This window comes from Mesorhizobium sp. M0698 (genome assembly GCF_040320455.1).
In the GTDB taxonomy this organism is placed as follows: Bacteria; Pseudomonadota; Alphaproteobacteria; order Rhizobiales; family Rhizobiaceae; genus Mesorhizobium.
In genome coordinates this window covers 88,036-102,213 of the sequence record NZ_JAMYPQ010000013.1, presented here as the reverse complement: position 1 = coordinate 102,213, position 14,178 = coordinate 88,036, and the positions used below count along the sequence as shown (strand labels likewise).

Annotated in this window: 11 protein-coding genes, 1 tRNA gene and 2 pseudogenes; 7 read left to right on the top strand and 7 right to left on the bottom strand. The window is 61.8% G+C overall.

Annotated features, from left to right (window positions below; translation table 11 throughout):
* Positions 1 to 3 precede the first annotated feature (3 nt).
* Complete coding sequence (locus tag NKI16_RS23380; protein WP_031211246.1) at positions 4 to 576, bottom strand: DUF1697 domain-containing protein; 573 nt, start codon at positions 574 to 576, stop codon at positions 4 to 6.
* Positions 573 to 1,829, bottom strand: coding sequence for a threonine ammonia-lyase IlvA (ilvA, locus tag NKI16_RS23375; RefSeq protein WP_023674785.1), 1,257 nt, complete (start codon positions 1,827 to 1,829; stop codon positions 573 to 575). Before ilvA ends, NKI16_RS23380 begins: the two co-directional genes overlap by 4 nt.
* 128 nt (positions 1,830 to 1,957) lie before the next feature.
* On the opposite strand from ilvA, the gene NKI16_RS23370 reads away from it, so the two are divergent.
* From NKI16_RS23370 to NKI16_RS23360, 3 genes are all read left to right on the top strand, one after another.
* Positions 1,958 to 3,352 (top strand): hypothetical protein, encoded by a 1,395-nt coding sequence (locus tag NKI16_RS23370; RefSeq protein WP_352623269.1) that lies wholly within the window; start codon positions 1,958 to 1,960, stop codon positions 3,350 to 3,352.
* Between the two features lie 103 nt (positions 3,353 to 3,455).
* The gene (locus NKI16_RS23365; protein ID WP_352623270.1) at positions 3,456 to 4,529 is read left to right on the top strand and encodes an alpha/beta hydrolase; all 1,074 of its coding nucleotides are present in this window, start codon (positions 3,456 to 3,458) and stop codon (positions 4,527 to 4,529) included.
* Positions 4,530 to 4,661: 132 nt separating this feature from the next.
* The gene (locus tag NKI16_RS23360; protein WP_023674782.1) at positions 4,662 to 5,825 is read left to right on the top strand and encodes an alpha/beta hydrolase; all 1,164 of its coding nucleotides are present in this window, start codon (positions 4,662 to 4,664) and stop codon (positions 5,823 to 5,825) included.
* A gap of 256 nt (positions 5,826 to 6,081) precedes the next feature.
* Here the strand turns inward: NKI16_RS23360 and ade are convergent, their stop codons facing one another.
* Positions 6,082 to 7,893: an adenine deaminase gene (ade, locus tag NKI16_RS23355; RefSeq protein WP_352623271.1), complete on the bottom strand. Its 1,812-nt coding sequence runs from the start codon at positions 7,891 to 7,893 to the stop codon at positions 6,082 to 6,084.
* Positions 7,894 to 8,136: 243 nt separating this feature from the next.
* Here ade and NKI16_RS23350 point away from each other — a divergent pair, with 243 nt between their 5' ends.
* Entirely contained in the window at positions 8,137 to 8,280 is a 144-nt protein-coding gene (locus NKI16_RS23350) for a hypothetical protein (RefSeq protein ID WP_352623272.1), read from the top strand.
* 327 nt (positions 8,281 to 8,607) lie between these two features.
* Here NKI16_RS23350 and NKI16_RS23345 read toward each other — a convergent pair whose 3' ends face one another.
* The 3 genes and pseudogenes from NKI16_RS23345 to NKI16_RS23335 all read right to left on the bottom strand — a co-directional run bounded on the left by NKI16_RS23345 (position 8,608) and on the right by NKI16_RS23335 (position 10,602).
* Complete coding sequence (locus NKI16_RS23345) at positions 8,608 to 8,988, bottom strand: hypothetical protein (protein ID WP_352623273.1); 381 nt, start codon at positions 8,986 to 8,988, stop codon at positions 8,608 to 8,610.
* Positions 8,989 to 9,057: 69 nt separating this feature from the next.
* Positions 9,058 to 9,216 (bottom strand): annotated as a pseudogene (locus NKI16_RS23340) (DUF982 domain-containing protein); the annotation flags it as partial.
* A gap of 1,113 nt (positions 9,217 to 10,329) precedes the next feature.
* A complete protein-coding gene (locus NKI16_RS23335) occupies positions 10,330 to 10,602 on the bottom strand; it encodes a colicin immunity domain-containing protein (RefSeq protein ID WP_352623594.1) in 273 nt (90 codons plus the stop codon).
* A 471-nt stretch (positions 10,603 to 11,073) separates the two neighbouring features.
* On the opposite strand from NKI16_RS23335, the gene NKI16_RS23330 reads away from it, so the two are divergent.
* Together NKI16_RS23330 and NKI16_RS23325 are read left to right on the top strand one after the other, a co-directional pair.
* Entirely contained in the window at positions 11,074 to 11,913 is an 840-nt protein-coding gene (locus NKI16_RS23330) for an NYN domain-containing protein (RefSeq protein WP_352623596.1), read from the top strand.
* A 115-nt stretch (positions 11,914 to 12,028) separates the two neighbouring features.
* Positions 12,029 to 12,115 (top strand) — tRNA-Leu (locus NKI16_RS23325).
* A gap of 131 nt (positions 12,116 to 12,246) precedes the next feature.
* On the opposite strand, the gene NKI16_RS23320 is transcribed toward NKI16_RS23325, so the two are convergent.
* Positions 12,247 to 12,825, bottom strand: a complete 579-nt coding sequence (locus tag NKI16_RS23320) for an NUDIX domain-containing protein (protein WP_352623598.1) — start codon at positions 12,823 to 12,825, stop codon at positions 12,247 to 12,249.
* Positions 12,826 to 12,977: 152 nt separating this feature from the next.
* Here NKI16_RS23320 and NKI16_RS23315 point away from each other — a divergent pair.
* Positions 12,978 to 14,082 (top strand): annotated as a pseudogene (locus NKI16_RS23315) (NADH:flavin oxidoreductase/NADH oxidase).
* Positions 14,083 to 14,178: the final 96 nt, after the last annotated feature.

Sequence of the window (14,178 nt, the reverse complement as noted above, 5' to 3'; positions counted from 1 at the left end):
CTGTCAACCGCCGGCCTTGGCCATGTCCAGCAGCATCAGCACGGTGCGCCAATTACGCGCCGTGCCCGGCACCTTCAGAACGCGCGGAATGAGATTGGCAAACACCGATTTGCCGAGCCCGTCAGGCGCATGCAGGTAGAGCACGTCGCCCTTGATCTCGAAGCGTTCTGGCCCGGTGCATTTTTCCGCCAGCCGGGCGACCTCCTCGGCGGTCGGCCGGCGCTCCAGCGCATAGGCATGCAGCTTGGTCGGCTCGCCGGCCACTTCCGGATAGGGATTGTCCGCCGCCAGCCGCTCGAGCCAGCCGAGATCGCGCACCATGATGCGTGAATGGAACCCCCATTTCTTCTCGAATTCCGCTTCCAACCGCTTGGTCAGCGTCGCCGCATCGCCATCTGGCGACCGGAACACGGCGTTGCCGCTCTGCACATAGGTGGCGACATCGGAGAAGCCGAGCTGCTCGAAAAATGACCTGAGTTCCGCCATCTTGACGATGCGGTTGCCGCCGACATTGATGCCGGAAAACAGCGCGATAAAAACGTTCGCCGGAGCGTTCGGAAGATCGTTGCTGCTCATATGATGAACCCGGCGAGCGTCTCGTTGTCTGTGATGTCCTGGTAATGGACGCTCTCGGCGTCGAAATTCGCCTTGAGCAGGTCGAAATTGCGGCGGTCCTTGGTTTCGATGCCGATCAGCACCGAACCGAAATTGCGCGCTGATTTCTTCAGATATTCGAAGCGGGCGATGTCGTCGTCGGGACCCAGCAATTCGAGGAAATCGCGCAGCGCGCCGGGCCGTTGCGGAAAGCGGATGATGAAGTATTTCTTCAAGCCCTCGAAGCGCAGCGCCCGTTCCTTCACATCCGGCAGCCGCTCGAAATCGAAATTGCCGCCCGACACCACGGCAACGATGGTCTTGCCCCTGATTTCCTTCCTGGAAAAATCTTTGAGCGCATCGATCGCCAGCGCGCCGGCCGGCTCGAGCACGACGCCTTCGACATTGAGCATTTCGATCATGGTCGCGCAGAGCCGGTTTTCCGGGATCAGCCGCACGGTGTCGGCGGCAAACTCCCTGAGGTGGCGCAGCGGCTCGCGGCCGATCTCGGCCACTGCTGCGCCGTCGACGAAATTGTCGACCTTGGCGAGCTTGACCCGCTTTCCGGTGGCGAGGCTCTCGCTCAGGCTCGGCGCGCCGAGCGGCTCGCAAAAGACGAAGCGTGTTTCACGCTGCTGGTCGGCGAAATAATGGGTGACGCCGGCGGCCAGGCCGCCGCCGCCGACCGGCAGCATGACAATGTCGGGCATGCGCGCGCCGGGCATCTGGCCTGATATCTCGTAGGCGACGGTCGCCTGCCCTTCGATAATGTCCTTGTGGTCGAAAGGCGGCACCATGTGGGCGCCGGCAGTTTCGGTGAATTCGAGTGCGGCGCGATAGCAGTCGTCGAAGAAATCGCCGACCAGCCTGATCTCGACGAACGCGCCGCCGAACAGCCGCGTCTTGTCGATCTTCTGCTGCGGCGTGGTCACCGGCATGAAGACGACGCCCTTCTTGCCGAAATGGCGGCAGACGAAGGCAAAGCCCTGCGCATGATTGCCGGCCGAAGCGCAGACGAACAGCTCGGCATTGTTACCGGCAGCGAGCGCCTTGCGGAAGAAGTTAAAGGCGCCGCGGATCTTGTAGGAGCGCACCGGCGTCAGGTCCTCGCGCTTCAGCAGCACCCGCGCGCCGGTCTTCTTCGACAGATAGTCGTTTTCCTGCAGCGGCGTCTCCGGAAAAATCTCGCGGATCGCCGCAGCGGCGGCAGCGACGCGAGAGGAGAAACTGGTCATGGCAGGAGTACCCCACAGGCTACGCGAGTTCGGTCCCGCTATTGCATATCCGGCCTCGTGAAGCCATTGTCCGGCCGCCCCGAAGGGGCATTTCCGGAATCAACGTAAGCATTTGGGGGCGTTTGCTCATGCCTGTCGCATCGGTTGCCCGGAAAACCGTGTCGCTGCCGGAGTTCGGCGAGCCGACGGTGATGCCGCTGGTTCCCCGCGCCACCTATGAGGCCCGTATCGCGGCGCTGGTCGCACTTGGCGGGTTCGATGCCTTCGTCGTCTATGGCGACCGCGAACATGCGGCCAATGTCGCCTACCTCTGCGGCTACGATCCGCGCTTCGAGGAGACGCTGTTGGTCATCGTTCCCGGCAAGCCGCCGAAACTGCTGGTCGGCAATGAGGGCTGGGGCTATGCCGAGATCTGCGATGGGCCGTACGAGCGCGTGCTCTACCAGACGTTTTCGCTGCCGGCGCAGCCGCGCGACCGCTCGCAGGCGCTTTCCGACATCCTCGTCGATTGCGGCCTGAAAGCCGGCCAGCGCATCGGCGCCATCGGCTGGAAGCCGTTCGGCCCCGGCGATGCGGGTTTTGGCGAAACGACGCTCGACCTGCCGTCCTTCATCGCCGACACGCTGCGTACCCTTGCCGGCGATAGGGGCACGGTCGTCAACGCGGCGAACCTTTTGATGAATCCCGCCGACGGCCTGCGCGCCATCAATGAGGCCGACCAACTGGCGGCGTTCGAATTCGCCGCAACCTATTCTTCGCAAGGCCTGCGCAACGTCCTGCAAGGCATCGAACCCGGCATGACCGAATTGCAGGCGGCGCGGCTGATGGGCATCAACGGCCTGCCGCAATGCTGTCACCCGATGCTGTCGGCCGGCAAGCGTGCGGCCTATGGCCTGCCGAGCCCGCGGCTCGACATCATCAAGCGCGGCGACCCGATCACCATGGCCTATGGCATCCAGGGCTCGCTCAATGCCCGCGCCGGTTTTCTGGTCGAGGACGCGGCCGAGCTTCCGAGGGGCATCCAGGACTATGTCGAGAAGCTGGTCGCGCCCTATTTCTGCGCCGTCGTCGACTGGTACGAGACGGTCGGCATCGGCGTTCCCGGCGGCGCGTTGTGGCAAGCGGTGCACGAGCGCATCGGCGATCGGTTCTTCGGCGTAGCGCTCAACCCCGGCCATCTCATCCATATCGACGAATGGATGCATTCGCCGGTATTTTCCGGCTCCGACATCAGATTGAAGTCGGGCATGGCCTTGCAGGTCGACATCATCCCGGCGACCGGCACCGACTATTTCACCACAAACATCGAGGACGGCATCGCGCTGGCCGACGAGGCGCTGCGCGAAGAGATCGCGGCGCGCGATCCCGAAGCCTGGCGCCGCATCGAGGCGCGCCGCGCCTTCATGACCGACGTGCTCGGCATAAGGCTGAAGCCGGAAGTGCTGCCGTTTTCCAACATTCCGGCGTTCCTGCCGCCGTTCTGGCTTTCGCGCAACAGTGCGATGGCAGTCGCGAGGCGCTGAGCGCATTTCGGCGCCTGCGACTTACTTCCGCCGCACTTGGCCTGTCCGGGAGGTGCGGCGGAGGTGGATGGGCCTTTGGTCAGGCCGGAGTGGAATTGCTTAAGTGCCCTTGAAGACGATTTGCATCATTCTCATTGCCGCGCTGCTCGCCGGCTGCGGCGGGCGCCAAACCGAGGAACTGCTCGGCAGCGCCATGATGGCGGTGCCGGTGACGGAAATCGCCGGCAACCACTCGATCTTCATCGCCACCACACGCAAGCGCTCCGACGATCCCGACAAGGTCTTCGACGGCGAGCGCTCGGCGACGCTGAACTACGCCCGCGTCAACGTCACCGTTCCCGGCATCCACAAGACAGGCCAGATCGAGCGGCGCTCGCGCGGCAAGTCGGACGATCCGGCCAAATACTTCATGGCTTCCGAGGTCGTCGGATACGACACCCAGCCGAAATTCTCCAGCGCGCTCAGCGCCGACATCGCGGCGCGCGGCGGCCGCGTCATGGTCTTCGTCCACGGCTACAACACCGGCTTCGACGACGCCGTCTACCGCGTCACCCAGATCACCCATGATTCCGGCTATCCGGGCACGCCGGTGCTGTTTTCCTGGGCGTCGGGCGCCAAGACCACCGACTATGTCTACGACAAGGAAAGCGCCAGCGTTGCCCGCGACCAGCTGGAAGTGACGCTGAGAATGCTGGCGCAGACCGGCGCGCGGCGCATCGACATCGTTGCCCATTCGCTGGGAACCTGGGTCACCATGGAGGCGCTGCGCCAGCTCGCCATCACCGGCGACCGCGATCTCGGCGGCAAGCTCGGCGACGTCGTGCTGGCCTCGCCCGACATCGACGTCGACGTGTTCAAGAGCCAGATGCGCCGCTACGGCAAGCCGGACAAGCCGTTCATCCTGCTGCTCTCCGACGACGACCGGGCGCTGCGGCTCTCCGGCCTGATAGCCGGCGCGCGGCCGCGCGTTGGCGACTACAAGGACGCCGCCGACCTCGCCAGCTATGGCGTGTCGGTCGTCGATCTCTCCAGCGTCAAGGGAGCCGACCGCTTCAACCACACCAAATTCGCCGACAATCCGGAATTGGTGCAGTTGATCGGCCAGAAGCTGCGCCAGGATGACGGGTTTGCCAGCGACCGCGAGGTGACCGACCGCATCGCCTCGGTCGGACAATAGCTGCATTGCGCGGCAGTGATTGTTGACCATTGCCGCACCATCGGAACAGTTTGAACTGGACCGTGCCGGCCTCTGCCTCTATCGAATAGGCCAAGACGTCTCCGGCTCGACGTCGCCTTTGCGGGAGCCCGCGTGACCGTGCCTTCGAAGATCTTTCTCGTCGTTGCGTTCGCGCTCGCGCTGGCAAGCTGCGCCGGCCAGAACACGCACGACTTGCTCAACAAGACGACAATCACCGTGCCTGCTTCCGACATTGCCGCGACGCACAAGATCTTCGTCGCCACAACCCGGCAAAAGGCAATGAAAGCGCCCCGGCAGGTGTTCGACGGCGACCGTTCGCCGACCACCAGCTTTGCCAGCGTTGAGGTGACGGTGCCCAAAATCCACCAGCTCGGCGCCATCGAGCGGGTCAAGGGCTCGGCCAACAGCAATCCGGCGAAGGATTTCACGGCGACCGGCGTCACCTTCTACGAAGGCGCCCCGCAATTCGCCAAGGCGGTCGGTGCCGACATCGCCATGCGCGGCGACCGCGCGCTGGTTTTCGTGCACGGCTTCAACAACGGCTTCGACGACGGTATCTACCGGCTGACGCAGATCGCGCATGACACGAAATATCCGGGCACGCCGGTGCTGTTTTCGTGGGCGTCGAGCGGCAAGACGACCGGCTACATCTACGACAAGGAAAGCGCCAATGCGGCGCGCGACGATCTCGAAGCGACGCTGCGCATGCTCGCCAAGAGCCGCGCCAAGAGCATCGACATCATTGCCCATTCGATGGGGACCTGGGTGACCATGGAAGCATTGCGCCAGCTTGCCATCACCGGCGACCGCGACCTCGGCGGCAAGCTCGGCTATGTCATCCTGGCCTCTCCCGACATCGACGTCGACGTGTTCAAGAAGCAGATGATCCGCTACGGCAAGCCAGACAAACCGTTCGCCGTGCTGCTTTCGGGCGACGACCGGGCGCTCAGGCTGTCGACCCTGATCTCCGGCGACAAGCCGCGCGTCGGCGACTATGGCGACGCGGCCGACCTCGCCAGCTATGGCGTCTCGGTGGTCGACCTGACCAAGACCAAGGGCGGCGACCGGCTGAACCACGCCAAGTTCGCCGACAACCCGTTCCTGGTGCAGCTGCTCGGCGACCGCCTGCGCGCCCCGGCCGGCCTCGCCTCCGAAGAGACCGCGCCGGCCCAGCTCGACAATCTCGGCCAGGGCCTCGGCAAGGCCGTCGGTTCGGTCGCCGAAATCGTCATCACCACGCCGTTCAAAGTGCTGACCATCGCCACCGGCGGGTGAGCCGACCTCTGCTGCCAATCACGCCGGTGATTGGCAGCTGTCAACAAAAACGCTCTGCAGCGATCCTTCGCGCCCCCCTCTGTCCTGCCGGACATCTCCCCCTCTAGTGGGGAGATTGGCCACCACTTTCGGCTTTCGCCAATCTCCATCTTTGACGAACAAGGCGCTGTCAACGAAACTGCCAATCTCCCCCCTTGAGGGGGAGATGTCCGGCAGGACAGAGGGGGGCGCTGTCCCTCCAGCGTTCAGTGATTCTTCAGACGAACAGATCGACCTTCTGGAATGTCGTCACGTCGATAAGGCCGACGTCGGAAATTCTGAGCTCGGGTATGACGACCAGCGCCAGCAGCGAGTGCTGCATATAGGCGTTGTTGAGCGAGCAGCCCATCTGGCGCATGGCGTCGCTGAGTTGGTCCGCCTTGGCGGCGAGGATTTCGGCGCGCTCGTCCGACATCAGCCCGGCGATCGGCATCTCGACCAGCGCCAGCTCCTTGCCCTTGGAGAACAGCACGACGCCGCCGCCGACCTCGCCCAGCCGGTTCACGGCCAGAGCCATATCCTGCTTGTTGGTGCCAACGACGATGATGTGGTGGGCATCGTGCGCCACGCTGGAGGCCATGGCGCAGTCGCCGATATAGCCGAAGCCGGAGACGAAGGCGTTGGTGACGCCGCCGGTGCCCTTGTGGCGCTCGACCAGCGCGATCTGGCAGACATCGTTGCGGCGGTCCATGGCGACAAGCCCGTCCTCGACGGCAAGATCTGCCTCGAGCGCCCGCGTCGGCGCCTGGTTCTCGATAACGCCGATGACGCGGACCCGCACCTCGTTGGCGCCCTTGGGTGCGGCGATGTCGAAATCGCCGGCCTTGAGCTTCCTGCCGAGCTTGACGGTGTTCTTCGCCGTCTTCGGATAGTTGTAGGCCGGAATGTCGATTTCGAGCTTGCCGCCCTTGGCCAGCCTGACGCCGCGGCCATAGACCTCGTCGATGGTCATTTCGGCCAGGTCGGAGACGATCAGAAGATCGGCGAGCCGCCCCGGCGCGATCGAGCCGATCTCGCGCTCCAGCCGGAAATGCTGGGCGGTGTTGAGCGTCGCCATCTGGATCGCCGTCACCGGCTTCAAGCCCTGGCTGATGGCGTGGCGCACGACCCGGTCCATATGGCCTTCGTGCACCAGCGTGCCGGAATGGCTATCGTCGGTGCACAAGATGAAGTTGCGCGGGTCGAGCCCGCTCTCCGTCACCGCCTTGATCTGCGAGGCGACGTCATACCAGGCCGAGCCCAGCCGCAGCATTGCCTTCATGCCCTGGCGGACGCGCGCGATGGCGTCCTCGGCGCGCGTGCCTTCGTGGTCATCCTCGGGGCCGCCGGCTACGTAGCCGTGAAACGGCAGGCCGAGATCGCGCGAGGCATAATGCCCGCCGACCGTCTTGCCGGCCCTCACCGTCGCGGCGATCTCGCCCGACATCACCGGGTCATTGGCGGCGACGCCGGGAAAATTCATCACCTCGCCGAGCCCGATGATGTTTTCCCAGGTCATCGCCTCGGCAACGTCGGCGACGGTCAGCTCGGCGCCGGCATGCTCCAGCCCCGGTGCCGAAGGCACGCAGGACGGCATCTGCACAAGCACGTTGACCGGCATGGCGACGGCCTCGTCATGCATCAGCCGCACGCCCGGCAGCCCGAGCACGTTGGCGATCTCATGCGGATCGATGAACATCGATGTGGTGCCGTGCGGGATCACGGCGCGGCAGAATTCCGTCACCGTCACCATGCCGCTCTCGACATGCATATGCGCGTCGCAAAGCCCCGGCACCAGATAGCGGCCGCCGGCATCGACCACCTTGGTGCCCTGGCCGATGGCATGGCCGGCATTCGGCCCGCAATAGGCAAAACGGCCGCCGGCGATGGCGATGTCGGTGCCGGCGATGATCTCGCCCGAATGGACGTTGACCCAGCGCCCGTTGCGGATGACGAGATCGGCGGGTTTGCGGCCCATGGCGACATCGACCAGATGCGTCGCCATCTCGGCCCAGGGTTTTGGTTTCGTCGCATTGGCGGTCTTCGGCATCAACAGGCTCCTCTTTGCCCGACTGTGCCAAGCCGCGAGGATTTTGACCAGCGAGGAAGTAAACGCCGAGCGCGAAGTTGCAGATCTCCCCCTTGAGGGGGAGATGTCGCCGAAGGCGACAGAGGGGGTCGGGACGTCCTGACGCGAACCTTTACCGCGAACAAAACAGGCTGGCGCTCGACGCGCGACGACCCCCTCTGGCCTGCCGGCCATCTCCCCCTCAAGGAGGGAGATCGATGCGCCATGGCTTTCGCCAATCGTCAAGGGCATTTTGTGCCGGCCGCAGCAACTTTGTTCTTGCTTTGTGCCGGCAGCTATGCTACTAATTTGGCTATGGTGCTAATTGGCTCCAACGACCTGCCCGCCGAGGCGGGTTTTTTGTTTTAGCGCCGTTCATGGCAAAAATGGCCCAAGCGGAATACGATTCCGTTGCGGCCAATCAGCTTTCGCCGCGTTAGCGGATCTTACTGAATCGACGGTCGCGGAGTTTGACGCATTCCATCGTTCTAGCCTTCGGCCGGTTCAATCAATTCGATCCCGAACTGTCACTTCTTGCTCGGGTCGTCTGCCGGGTTGACGTAGGTGATCTTGAATGGCCCCTCGCCATGAACCTGGATAATCGTATCGCTTGTCGTCCAGGCGAAGTGATTCATTCCGGCCGGTGCGAGGCCGAAGCCGCCAGCAGTCAGTTCGACGCCTTTCGCCTCGTCGAGCTTATCGCCTATCCCCGATCGCGACCGTTGCCGTCGGCACTGGTACCCCCGCCGTTGTGATCCCGCATTTCGGGCACTCGTGAACCGGCCCATCACCAACTGGCGTCGTCTTCCCGCCCATGCCGTATCCCACGGTCAACATGATGGTCGGAGGAAACTCGCACTTGCAGAGTTGATAGCCGAGGCCTTTAGCCAACTCGGCTTCCGCGATGGCAAACTGCCGCTCTGACTTTTCAATCGCAAGAGTGACGGCGGATGAGTTGTCCCCCTTGGGCATCGCATCTTTCACATCCTTCATCATCCCGAAGGCACCGCGGACTGTGTCGAAGGCCAGCTTAGCCGCCTGCAGCCCGGCTGTGTACGAGCTTGGGTCGTCAACCATGAATCTGCCCCGCTTGCTTGAATACAATCGAAGGTAATCAGACGTGGGACACGGTGGCAAGCCGGATTGCTAGCCAGGCCGGAGCACTCCCTCCTCCCTGGCTGCCGCCTCGAAGGCCTTACGAACCTCCTCGGGGGTCGCCCGGTCCTCGACGGCGTCGATGCACAGCTGCACAGCCTTCCGCCACTTAGGCCCCATCTTGGTCCACTTCAGGAGTTCCTCGGCGGCACCCTCGACATTGTTGCAGCCGTAGGTGACCCCAGGTCGGTCGGTCTATACGGCATAGCATTCCCCCTTGCAGCAGATCGCTTTACCATACCAGCCAGGCGATGGATGACATTACAAAAAACACCGTAATCTGAGATAATCTCAATAACTTAATTAAGTCGCTTGTGTAACTTATACGCCTAAGCTTTTCATTGTGCTTATCGTAATTTACATACGCATATGCGGCCAGCAACATCAGTAACACCAAAACCAATCGCCTTGTGCCTATGTCATCAGATAACTCATTCCGACCAGATACAACTAAGTAACCACCAATACCTCTTGACAGAGAGTACAAACAGTGCGCCGAATAGAAAACGGAAACGGCATAAGAAGTCTTTATCAGCCTATGCATGTATACTGTTCCAAATCCAGCACCAGGCACCGTTATCGCTCCAACCGTCGTAAACGCCGATAAAAGACACCAACAACCTGACGTACACCGGAGGGGAGAACCAATGGGTTGCCATGGCGGAATTAAGGGAGCCATCGTTTGACAAAAGCGAGACGGGGCGGCTCTTTCCCATAGAACCCAATGTAGTCTTTCTTGGTTGCGCGCATGAGGAGCCTATCCAGCGCTTCCGGGGGGTGAACACGAAATATCTTTGTGTCGTACCTACAGAGGTGGCCAGAACCGGACTTAGCCTTAGCCAACTGGCGGTACACCATCACCATCGTATAGTGGACGCCATTCTTTACGCGTCGCTTTCGAACGACATAAATCCATCTACCCTTTGCGCCTAAGGTCGGCGGCGTTCGCGAGCGCATTGCTCCCCCCATGCTTTGGGGGAAAGCATATAGGAGATCAGGCCGGGTCGGGAATGTTTGGTAGAAATTTCTGAGCGGGGGATCGGATAACTGGCTCGCGCGGCGACCCCCCATGCCCCCTCTTGATCCACGCAATGCGGCGCGTTTGGGTTGCCCCATGTCACAGCTTATGTCACAGGATAGGCCTAACCGATTGATTTCCTTAGCGTGAGGGGGATTGTGCATCGCTTTGCGCCATGCGAGAGGCTTTGAAGAGTGCTTAGAGGGGCATCGAAGGGGCATTCCGGGCTGGAAAGCCCGTAAGCCTCATGGGAGCCGGTCTAGGGCCTCCGCAACCTTTACTCTCAGTTGTGCTTCGTCAAGATAGAATCTAGGATTCTCTCGAATTAATCTGACATCGGAAGTGTAGGAGTCAATGTAAGCAAAGATCTCATCTAGCACCTCAAACTCCTGATCCGGGATAGCTCGCGTCTCATCCTTGAATTTTTTTAAGTAAATTTCTACAAGCTTAGGAACCTCTATTTCCCCTGCGAGAAAGGTTTCAACCAACGCACGGTATTCGCCATATACGGCGCTCATAGTCCGCCTCCCAGTTTTCCGGCCGTCAAGACATATTCTAACTGCTTGGGACTGAGCTTCCATCCAGACAGGAGATTTCCTGAACTATCCCGAATGACGTTCAAGCCGGTTTCCTTTTGTTCCCTTGTCTCACAATCGGTGCTTTTGCCCACGTCGCATCCGTCAGGACGTCTGCAGGGTCACGCTCATCGGACTTTAGCTCCGCGCCTATTGGTTGCGCAGGCGGTTTCCGCTATGGGGCATCGAATGAATATGGGGCATCGAATGGATTTCGATTGGGTCGCGTCGTTCGTTGTAGCATTGGCGGGCATGATGGCGCTGGCTGGTTTCTATCGTTGGAGCGTTGGCGATCGTGTCGGCACGTGGTCTTAGCGCCAAAACTCAATCACTCTGAGCGGCCCATTGCGGACTTCTGTATAAAACAGCACGCTGCCAGATCAATTTGGACAACTCGCGGGGATGAGGGCGGTAATGATTTTTGGTGGCGGCCAAGCAACAAGGGAGCGAGAATATCTTTACATCGACGGCGGTTGCCTTCGAGCCAGCGTCAGGAAAATATGCCAGGACTTATTTGGCGATCCGACCGCCTACCAACCGTATGTCCCAGCAGTGGCAAGTGGGGCATACGACAAAATCTTCTTTTACGATGCTGTTCCAGGCAAGGCGCATGGAGAAGCCCAGGGGGCGTACGAAGCTCGTGTGCAGCCAGACTACGATCGCCTTGCGAAAATTCAGGCGCTAGATCGTGTCCACGTTGCGCTTGGGCAAATCGTAGGGGACGACAAGCGACAAAAAGGCGTCGATGTTAGACTAGCGGTTGATATGATGACCCACGCTTTCCGGGGCAACATATCGAAGGCTACATTGTTTGCGGCCGATTCCGATTTTGTCCCTCTCATTAAGTCCCTGGTCAGCGAGGGACTGCATGTAACTCTTTGGCACCCCCCGCAGGCGAACGCTGAATTGAAGGGTGCGGCGGACAGCACGCGACTGTTCGATTTTAAGACTAATCACGACTGTTTGACTGTTGACGGCCAGCAGCCGGCATTCCAAGTGGCTAGTTCCGGGACCGGTGGGAAACCCGCGGGCGATGGTTTGGCCAAGGTTGTGACTATGGGCGAACATCACTACGCGGGCAGATGGCAGAATGGCACTCTGAAAATCTGGCGAGGCGGTCCCGGCCCTGGGATCGGCTGGTCCTACGTTAATTTTTTCGCACCTGATGCCAACTTGGCGAGAGCGCTAACCGCGTTCGATTTGATCTACCATTGGGGTATCGCGGCCGCAGGTGGAGATTGGATCGAAGCCTAGCATTGCCAAAGCGGGCCTGCCTTCTTTCCTCATCTCGGCCCCCAGTGGCAGCCAGATACCCTGAGAACCTTGAACTTGTGACATGGGCTGTGACATACCGATGCCACGGTGACTTGCGGGCGTGGCGAAACTGGTAACCGCACAGGACTTAAAATCCTGCGTCCTTAGTGACTTACGGGTTCGACCCCCGTCGCCCGCACCACCGCAGAAGGGACTTAAAATCCCTCGATCTCTGATCGTACGGGTTCGATTCCCGTCGTCCGCACCAGATTGGTCTTCGTTTGATATCCTTCGTAACTGGAGACCAGGGCGCTCGACCCGGTTCTGGCCCCCTCACCTCCCGATCGGGTTCAGCTTCAGGTGCTGGATTAAAATAATCGTCTTGGCGTCGATGATCCGACCGTCGTGGATGCCGGCCAGCGCCTCGTCGAGCGGCATTTCGAGAACCTCGATGTCTTCGCCTTCGTCATGCGCGCCGCCGCCGTCGGAAATGCGGTCGGCGGGCGAATAGCGGGCGACGAAGAACCAGAGCCGCTCGGTCACGCTGCCGGGGCTCATATAGGGCGAAAACAGCCGCTGCACGTCCTTCAGCCGGTAGCCGAGTTCCTCCTCGGCCTCCTTGCGGATGCAGGTTTCGGGATCGTCCTCGTCGAGCAGGCCGGCGCAGGCCTCGATCAGCGGTTCCCTGTGGCCGGTGACGTAGGCCGGGTAGCGGAACTGCCGCACCAGAAGCACCGTCGAACGCTCCGGATCGAAAGGCAGGATCACCGCGCCGTCGCCGCGATCGTAGGTCTGGCGGGTATGCGTTTCCCATTTGCCGTCGCGCCGGCGGTAGTCGAAGACGGTCTTTTTCAAAACCGCCCATTCGTCGGAAAGGACCTCCTCCGAGCGGATGCGAATGCGATCTTCCATGGTGGACTCCCTGCTGCCGCGGCAAGGCGTAGCCGCGAACGGCCGTTCGTGCAATCGGTCCACCAATTGGTCCAGGGGCCGGTTCACCGTCTCGTGTCTGGCGCTGGCACAATCGGCTGCATAAATAGCGGCAACCCTTTCCGGAGTTTTTTATGACCTCATCGCTTTTCCAGCCGATCACCCTCGACGGCCTCACTTTCCCCAACCGCATCGCGGTCGCGCCGATGTGCCAGTATTCGGCCGAGGACGGCTCGGCCAGCGATTGGCACCTCTATCACTGGATGAACCTGGCGATGTCGGGCGCCGGCATGGTCACCGTCGAGATGACCGACGTCGAACGGGCGCGGCCGCATCTCGCATGGCTGTCTCGGCCTCTATTCCGAGGACAACGAGGCGGCCGCGCGACGCACGCTGGATGCAGCCAAGCGTGTCGCCGCACCGGGCACGAAATTCGGCACGCAGCTTGCCCATGCCGGCCGCAAGGCCTCCAACCGAAAACCCTGGGAGGGCGGCGGCCCGCTGCATGCCGACCAGGATCCGTGGCCGATCGTGTCGGCCTCGGCGATCGCCTACGACACCGGCTGGCAGGTGCCGCGGGCGCTGGAGGATGACGAGATCCTGCAAATAATCGAACGCTTCGCCGAAGCAGCCCGGCGGGCTGAGCGCGCCGGCTTCGACTTCATCGAGCTGCATGCCGCGCATGGCTATCTGATCTTCCAGTTCCTGTCGCCGCTGTCCAACCGCCGCACCGACCGCTGGGGCGGCTCGCTGGAAAACCGCATGCGTTTCGCCGTCGAGATCGCCAAGGCGGTGAAGAAGGCGGTGCCCAGGCTGATGCTGGGCGCGCGTCTGTCGATCAAGGAATGGGTCGATGGCGGCTTCGAGGTCGAGGATGCGATCGAAGTGGCAAAAGCGCTGAAGGAGGTGGGCGTCGCCTATCTCTGCTGCTCGAGCGGCGGCAATTCGCCGTTGCAGAAGCTGCCCTCCGGGCCCGGCTACCAGGTGCATCTGGCCGAAGCGGTGCGCAAGGCCGTCGGCATCCCGACGCGGGCCGTCGGCCTGATCGACGATCCGAAACAGGCCGAGGCGATCGTCGCCGACGGCCGCGCCGACATGGTGGCGCTGGCGCGCGCCTTTCTTGCCGATCCGCGCTGGGGCTGGCGCGCTGCGGCCACCTTCGGCGAAAAAATCCACCCGGCGCCGCAGCTTGCCCGCTCGGTGACAACGATGCAGCATTGGATGAAGGCGGCGACCTGACGGCGGGTTCTCACCTCGCTGGGCGAGGCAGCACAGCTTCGCTTTGATCCTCTGCCGGTGTAGGGTGGCCGGGGCCGCGGCTGGGCGCGGCGGGTT

Excerpts from the sequence above, each read along its gene's own strand:
- NKI16_RS23370 (WP_352623269.1), top strand. The coding sequence starts at position 1,958 with ATGCCTGTCGCATCGGTTGCCCGGAAAACCGTGTCGCTGCCGGAGTTC.
- ilvA (WP_023674785.1), bottom strand. The coding sequence starts at position 1,829 with ATGACCAGTTTCTCCTCTCGCGTCGCTGCCGCCGCTGCGGCGATCCGC.
- NKI16_RS23380 (WP_031211246.1), bottom strand. The coding sequence starts at position 576 with ATGAGCAGCAACGATCTTCCGAACGCTCCGGCGAACGTTTTTATCGCG.
- ade (WP_352623271.1), bottom strand. The coding sequence starts at position 7,893 with ATGCCGAAGACCGCCAATGCGACGAAACCAAAACCCTGGGCCGAGATG.
- NKI16_RS23345 (WP_352623273.1), bottom strand. The coding sequence starts at position 8,988 with ATGGTTGACGACCCAAGCTCGTACACAGCCGGGCTGCAGGCGGCTAAG.
- NKI16_RS23335 (WP_352623594.1), bottom strand. The coding sequence starts at position 10,602 with ATGAGCGCCGTATATGGCGAATACCGTGCGTTGGTTGAAACCTTTCTC.
- NKI16_RS23320 (WP_352623598.1), bottom strand. The coding sequence starts at position 12,825 with ATGGAAGATCGCATTCGCATCCGCTCGGAGGAGGTCCTTTCCGACGAA.
- NKI16_RS23350 (WP_352623272.1), top strand. The coding sequence starts at position 8,137 with ATGGCTTTCGCCAATCGTCAAGGGCATTTTGTGCCGGCCGCAGCAACT.
- NKI16_RS23330 (WP_352623596.1), top strand. The coding sequence starts at position 11,074 with ATGATTTTTGGTGGCGGCCAAGCAACAAGGGAGCGAGAATATCTTTAC.